This is a genomic window from Pseudomonas sp. CM27, from assembly GCF_013179515.1.
In the GTDB taxonomy this organism is placed as follows: domain Bacteria; phylum Pseudomonadota; class Gammaproteobacteria; order Pseudomonadales; family Pseudomonadaceae; genus Aquipseudomonas.
On record NZ_JABMCN010000316.1, the window covers coordinates 1 to 6,078 of the forward strand.

Sequence of the window (6,078 nt, forward strand, 5' to 3'; positions counted from 1 at the left end):
GCCCCGGTACAGCTCGATCTCAACAGTATCGCGGCCGGGCATGCCGTCGACCTGATTGCCGCACGCCTGCGCGGCATGGGCATAACCAGCTTTGTCGCCGAGGCCACTGGCGAACTCAAGGCGGTCGGCCGCAAGCCCGATGGCAGTCAGTGGCGTATTGCCCTGGAGCTACCCCGTGAAGACCGCCAGATCGCCCGGCAGATCATCCCGGTCAACGGCCTTTCAGTGTCCACTTCGGGTGACTATCGGCACTATTTCGAGCAGAATGGCCGGCGCTATTCGCACACCTTCGACGCCCGCCTCGGGCGCCCGGTCGAACATGACCTGGCCGCTGTCACAGTGCTCGACAGCTCGGCGCTGCTGGCCGACGGCTACTCGACACTGCTGCTGATCCTGGGCCCGCAGCGCGGCTGGGATTTCGCCCTGGCGCATGGCTTGGCCGCGGTATTGGTGACTCGGGCCGAGGGTGGCTTCGTCTCCCGAGCTACGCCCGCGTTCGAACGGGCGGTGAAAGGCGAGTGAAAGCGCAAGCAGGGATGATTGCCGCCAGGGAATGGGTGAACCATATGTAGTGCGGGCTAAATTGGCCTACGACGCGACCAAGGGTTAATGTGCGCGGCGTTCACGCTTTATTAGACTGCACACGAATTTTCTCATGACGCCCCGGCGGCATGATCGCGCCCCGCAAGCGACCGTGGCTTGCGGGCCAGTTCTGAAGGAGTACGCATGGCTGTCTACAACTACGACGTAGTGGTGCTGGGTTCCGGCCCGGCCGGAGAAGGTGCGGCAATGAACGCCGCCAAAGCAGGGCGCAAGGTGGCGATGGTCGACAGCCGTCGTCAGGTCGGGGGCAACTGCACCCACCTGGGCACCATCCCGTCCAAGGCACTGCGTCACTCGGTGCGGCAGATCATGCAGTTCAACACCAACCCGATGTTCCGTGCCATCGGTGAGCCGCGCTGGTTCTCTTTCCCGGACGTGCTGAAAAGCGCCGAGCGGGTGATTTCCAAACAGGTGGCCTCGCGCACCGGCTACTACGCCCGCAACCGCGTCGACCTGTTCTTCGGCACCGGCAGCTTCGCCGACGAGCAAACCGTCGAGGTGGTGTGCCCGAACGGTGTGGTCGAAAAACTCAACGCCAAGCACATCATCATTGCCACAGGCTCGCGCCCGTACCGCCCGGCCGACATCGATTTCCATCACCCGCGCGTCTACGACAGCGACACCATCCTCAGCCTCAGCCACACCCCGCGCAAGCTGATCGTGTACGGCGCAGGCGTGATCGGTTGCGAATATGCCTCGATCTTCAGCGGCCTGGGTGTGCTGGTGGAGCTGGTCGACAACCGTGGCCAGCTGTTGAGCTTCCTGGACTCGGAAATCTCCCAGGCACTCAGCTACCACTTCAGCAACAACAACATCACCGTGCGCCACAACGAAGAGTACGAGCGTGTCGAAGGCCTGGACAACGGGGTGATCCTGCACCTGAAGTCGGGCAAGAAGATCAAGGCCGACGCCTTGCTGTGGTGCAACGGCCGTACCGGCAACACCGACAAGCTGGGCCTGGAAAACATCGGTATCAAGGTCAACAGCCGCGGCCAGATCGAGGTCGACGAGGCCTACCGCACCTCGGTGCCGAACATCTACGGCGCCGGCGATGTGATTGGCTGGCCGAGCCTGGCCAGTGCTGCCCACGACCAGGGCCGCTCGGCTGCTGGCAGCATCGTCGACAATGGCAGCTGGCGCTTCGTCAATGACGTGCCGACCGGCATCTACACCATTCCGGAGATCAGCTCGATCGGCAAGAACGAGCAGGAGCTGACCCAGGCCAAGGTGCCGTACGAAGTGGGCAAGGCCTTCTTCAAGAGCATGGCGCGTGCGCAGATTGCCGGCGAGCCGCAGGGCATGCTGAAGATCCTGTTCCACCGCGAGACCCTGGAAGTGCTGGGTGTGCACTGCTTCGGCTACCAGGCTTCGGAAATCGTCCATATCGGCCAGGCCGTGATGAACCAGCCGGGCGAGCAGAACAATCTGAAGTACTTCGTCAACACCACGTTCAACTACCCGACCATGGCCGAAGCCTATCGGGTAGCGGCGTACGATGGCCTGAACCGGCTTTTTTGAGCGGCTCCGACCGGTGGCCTGAGCCGGTCGGAGAGACCGATTTCAACCCTACCCGAGGGTGGTCTTGGCCAAACCGGGAAAGTCTGTAATCAGGCTGTCCACGCCAAAGTCAGCGAGCCGGCGCATCAATGCCGGTTCGTTGACCGTCCACACCGACACGTGCAAACCCTGGCCCTGCGCTTTGAGCAGGCGCTCGGGGGTGCACAGCGTCCAGTTCAATGCCAGCATCTCGCAGCCGTAGTTCTGCGCCACCTTCAATGGGTCGAGCCAGGCGTATTCGGCCACCAGCCCGCGTTTCACGTCGGGTACCAGCTCCAGCGCCGCACCCAGCACTTCGCGTGAGCTGGAGGTGATGGTGACCTTGTCCAGCAGGCCATATTGCTGGGCCAGTTCGCGGATCGCCAGCACGGTGGTGGCGGCACGGGTGCGCGAGGCGCTTTTCACTTCCAGCTGCCAGTGCTCGAACGGGCATTTTTCGAACAGTTCTTCCAGTTTCGGGATCGGGCAGGGCTGTACGTGGCCCGGGCCGCCTTTGCGCGCGTCGATCTTTACCAGGTCGGCGGCCGGGTGCTCGATCACTTTGCCGCGCCGGCCGGTAGTGCGTTTCAGGGTGGGGTCGTGGATGACCATCAGCTCGTTGTCGGCCGACAGGTGCAGGTCCAGTTCGCAGCGGCTGACGCCGTGGGACAGGCACTGGCGGAAGCTGGTCAGGGTGTTCTCGGGCGCTTCGCCCTTGGCGCCGCGATGGCCGTAGATCAGGGTCACGTTCGTTCCTTCAAATCAGGGAAAAATGGGCTCAGGAGGCGGGATCGTTCTGGTCCAGCTGCTGACGCCGTTGTTGTTGCTGACGCTGCAGTATGTAGCGGGCCAGCAGTTGACGCTGGGCGTCGGTCATGTCGATGAATTCGGTGCCCACTTCGAAGCCGCCGTCCGGGCGGGGGTCGCAATGGGTGATCTTGCCGCGCAGCAGCAGGCCATGGGCGCGCGGCATCAGCACCATTTTCACTTTGACCCGGGTGCCGGGAGCAATCTGCGTAGCTTGGGCGCACTCGATGCCACCTTCGGAGATGACCACAGGCAGGGGCTGGCCCACTTCGCCAAGCAAGGTATGGGCAACCACCGCGCTCAGCAGGTCGAGGCGCTTGTTCTGCGCACGCAGGAAGGCGGCGAGGGTGCGGTCCTTGTCGCTCAGCTGGCGCAGCAGGTGTTGCGACTCGAAGTCGGACAGGTGCAGCTCGCTGAGCAGGTTGAACAGCGGGGAATCATCTTGCAACACATCTGGGTCAAGGGCTTCGGCCGCGCTGAGGGGGCTGATTTGAAGTGCGATCCGATCTTCGATGCGGTAGTATTCGCGGCGATCTTCTTCGTCTAATGTCGTCATGGCGAACCCAAGGTAGCGGCGGTGGTCCGAGTGTAAAGCCGCCGTAGGCGCCTCGCCACAAGGACGTTCCCTTTCATCCGAACAAGCCCCGACATGTTCAGACCTCTTTTCGCATTTATCGGCACCCGTTATACCCGTGCCAAACGTCGCAATCACTTCGTCTCGTTCATTTCCCTGACCTCGATGATCGGCCTCGCCCTGGGCGTGGTGGTGATGATCGTGGTGCTGTCAGTGATGAACGGTTTCGACCACGAGATGCGCACCCGTGTGCTTGGCATGATTCCCCATGCCACGCTGGAGAGCGGCCAGCCCATTGCCGACTGGCCTGCCCTTGCCCAACAAGTAAAGCAGAATCCGCAGGTGCTGGCGGTAGCGCCGTTCACCCAGATGCAGGGCCTGCTGACCCATGATGGCAAGGTGCAGAAGGTGCTGCTCAACGGCATCGACCCGGCCCGCGAGCGCGAGGTGTCGATCATCGACAACTTCATCCTGCAGGGCCATCTCGACCAGCTGGCGCCAGGCGAGTGGGGCATCATGATCGGCGACAAGGCAGCGGCCAAGCTGGGTGTCGCCGTGGGTGACAAGCTCACCTTCGTCGCCCCGGAGGTCAGCGTGACCCCGGCCGGCATGTTCCCGCGCATGAAACGCTTCACCGTGGTCGGCACATTCCACGTGGGCGCGGGCGAGATCGACGGCTATCTGGGCCTGACCAATATCAGCGACCTGTCCCGCCTGCACCGCTGGAAACCCGACCAGGTGCAGGGCCTGCGCCTGAAGTTCGACGATCTGTTCCAGGCGCCGCGGGTGGCCTGGAGCATCGCACAGCAGCTGGGCGAGCAGGAGTACTACAGTCGCGACTGGACCCGTACCCACGGCAACCTGTACCAGGCGATCCGCATGGAAAAGGCCATGATCGGCCTGCTGTTGCTGCTGATCGTGGCAGTGGCGGCGTTCAACATCATTTCCACCCTGGTGATGGTGGTGAACGACAAGCGCGGTGATATTGCCATCCTGCGTACGCTGGGCGCCACGCCTGGGCAGATCATGCTCATCTTCATGGTCCAGGGCACGGTGATCGGCGTGATCGGCACCTTGATCGGCGCCGTGGTCGGCATTCTGGCTGCGCTGAACGTCAGTGCCGCAATCGCCGGCATCGAGAAACTGATCGGGCACAAGTTCCTCAACGCCGACGTCTATTTCATCGATTACCTGCCGTCGCAGATCCAGGCCCAGGATGTGTACATGGTCTGCGCTGCGGCGTTGGTCCTGAGTTTCTTCGCCACCCTGTACCCGGCCTGGCGTGCGGCGCGCACCCAGCCTGCAGAGGCGCTACGTTATGAGTGAGTCGCGCATGAGTGATAAAGCCGTCCTGAGCTGCCGCAACCTGGGCAAGTCCTACGACGAGGGCCCGGAGTCGGTAAAGGTATTGTCCGGGCTCAACCTCGAGCTGCACGCCGGTGAGCGCATTGCCATCGTCGGCAGCTCCGGCTCGGGCAAGAGTACCCTGCTCAACCTGCTGGGCGGCCTCGACCGGCCGAGCCAGGGCAGTGTGTGGCTGGCTGGCGAAGAGCTGTCGGCGCTGGGCGAGCGCGCCCGTGGCCTGCTGCGCAACCGCGAGCTGGGCTTTGTCTACCAGTTCCACCACCTGTTGCCGGAATTCACCGCCATCGAGAACGTGTGCATGCCGCTGCTGATCGGCCGCACACCCATCCCCGAGGCCCGTGAACGTGCCGAGGCGCTGCTCAAGCGCGTGGGCCTGGGCCACCGCCTCAACCACAAACCGGCCGAGTTGTCCGGCGGTGAGCGCCAGCGTGTGGCGATTGCCCGGGCGCTGGTCAACCGGCCCGGCCTGGTAATGCTCGACGAGCCGACCGGCAACCTCGACCACCATACCGCCCAAGGCATTCAGGAGCTGATGCAGGAGCTGTCCAGTGCCTCGCGCACGGCGTTCCTGGTGGTCACCCACGACCTTGTCCTGGCGCGCAAGATGGACCGTGTGCTGAAGCTCGACGACGGCCACCTGGTCGCCATCTGATCGACTGCACGGGGCAGCAGTTGCCGCCCCGTTTTCCTGTTTTCATTGGGTGTTTCGTACATGTTCAGACCCTTGCCCATCTTCATCGGCGCGCGCTACACCCGAGCCAAGCGCCGCAACCACTTCATCTCGTTCATCTCGATGACCTCGATGATCGGCCTGTCGCTGGGCGTGCTGGCGATGATCGTGGTGCTGTCGGTAATGAACGGCTTCCAGCGTGAAATGAGCTCGCGCATTCTCGGCCTGGTGCCGCATGCCGCCATCCTTGGCGCGCAGCCGCTGGACGACTGGCGCAAAGTGGCCGAGCAGGCCATGCGCAACCCGGCGGTGATGGCGGCAGCGCCGATTACCGAAATGGAAGGCATGCTGTCTTACAAAGGTGCGATGCAGCCGATTCAGGTGAGCGGTATCGACCCGGACGAGGAGGGCAAGGTCTCGATCGTCGGCCAGCACATTGTCCAGGGTCGCCTGCAGGCCCTGCAGCCGGGTGAGTTCGGCGTGGTCATCGGCGAGCTGACGGCACGGCGCTTCCGCCTCAACA

Annotated in this window: 7 protein-coding genes; 5 read left to right on the forward strand and 2 right to left on the reverse strand. The window is 63.3% G+C overall.

Features of this window, described 5'->3' with window-relative positions; all coding sequences use genetic code 11:
- The coding region (locus HP547_RS26560; RefSeq protein ID WP_172288390.1) for an FAD:protein FMN transferase at positions 1-522 on the forward strand (522 nt) is incomplete at its 5' end.
- Between the two features lie 204 nt (positions 523-726).
- Complete coding sequence (sthA, locus tag HP547_RS26565; protein ID WP_172218528.1) at positions 727-2,121, forward strand: Si-specific NAD(P)(+) transhydrogenase; 1,395 nt, start codon at positions 727-729, stop codon at positions 2,119-2,121.
- A 48-nt stretch (positions 2,122-2,169) separates the two neighbouring features.
- Here sthA and HP547_RS26570 read toward each other — a convergent pair whose 3' ends face one another.
- Both HP547_RS26570 and HP547_RS26575 read right to left on the reverse strand, forming a co-directional pair.
- Positions 2,170-2,886: a glycerophosphodiester phosphodiesterase gene (locus HP547_RS26570; RefSeq protein ID WP_172218526.1), complete on the reverse strand. Its 717-nt coding sequence runs from the start codon at positions 2,884-2,886 to the stop codon at positions 2,170-2,172.
- A 31-nt stretch (positions 2,887-2,917) separates the two neighbouring features.
- Complete coding sequence (locus HP547_RS26575) at positions 2,918-3,502, reverse strand: PilZ domain-containing protein (RefSeq protein WP_172218524.1); 585 nt, start codon at positions 3,500-3,502, stop codon at positions 2,918-2,920.
- 93 nt (positions 3,503-3,595) lie between these two features.
- On the opposite strand from HP547_RS26575, the gene HP547_RS26580 reads away from it, so the two are divergent.
- The 3 genes from HP547_RS26580 to HP547_RS26590 all read left to right on the forward strand — a co-directional run.
- Positions 3,596-4,846, forward strand: coding sequence for a lipoprotein-releasing ABC transporter permease subunit (locus HP547_RS26580; RefSeq protein ID WP_172218522.1), 1,251 nt, complete (start codon positions 3,596-3,598; stop codon positions 4,844-4,846).
- Between the two features lie 7 nt (positions 4,847-4,853).
- The gene (gene lolD, locus HP547_RS26585; RefSeq protein ID WP_172218520.1) at positions 4,854-5,537 is read left to right on the forward strand and encodes a lipoprotein-releasing ABC transporter ATP-binding protein LolD; all 684 of its coding nucleotides are present in this window, start codon (positions 4,854-4,856) and stop codon (positions 5,535-5,537) included.
- 60 nt (positions 5,538-5,597) lie between these two features.
- Positions 5,598-6,078: ABC transporter permease (locus HP547_RS26590; RefSeq protein WP_172288392.1), on the forward strand; the 481-nt coding region annotated here is incomplete at its 3' end.

Bases quoted from the DNA above. Each gene is read 5' to 3' on its own strand.
- sthA (WP_172218528.1), top strand. From the start codon at position 727: ATGGCTGTCTACAACTACGACGTAGTGGTGCTGGGTTCCGGCCCGGCC.
- HP547_RS26575 (WP_172218524.1), bottom strand. From the start codon at position 3,502: ATGACGACATTAGACGAAGAAGATCGCCGCGAATACTACCGCATCGAA.
- HP547_RS26580 (WP_172218522.1), top strand. From the start codon at position 3,596: ATGTTCAGACCTCTTTTCGCATTTATCGGCACCCGTTATACCCGTGCC.
- lolD (WP_172218520.1), top strand. From the start codon at position 4,854: ATGAGTGATAAAGCCGTCCTGAGCTGCCGCAACCTGGGCAAGTCCTAC.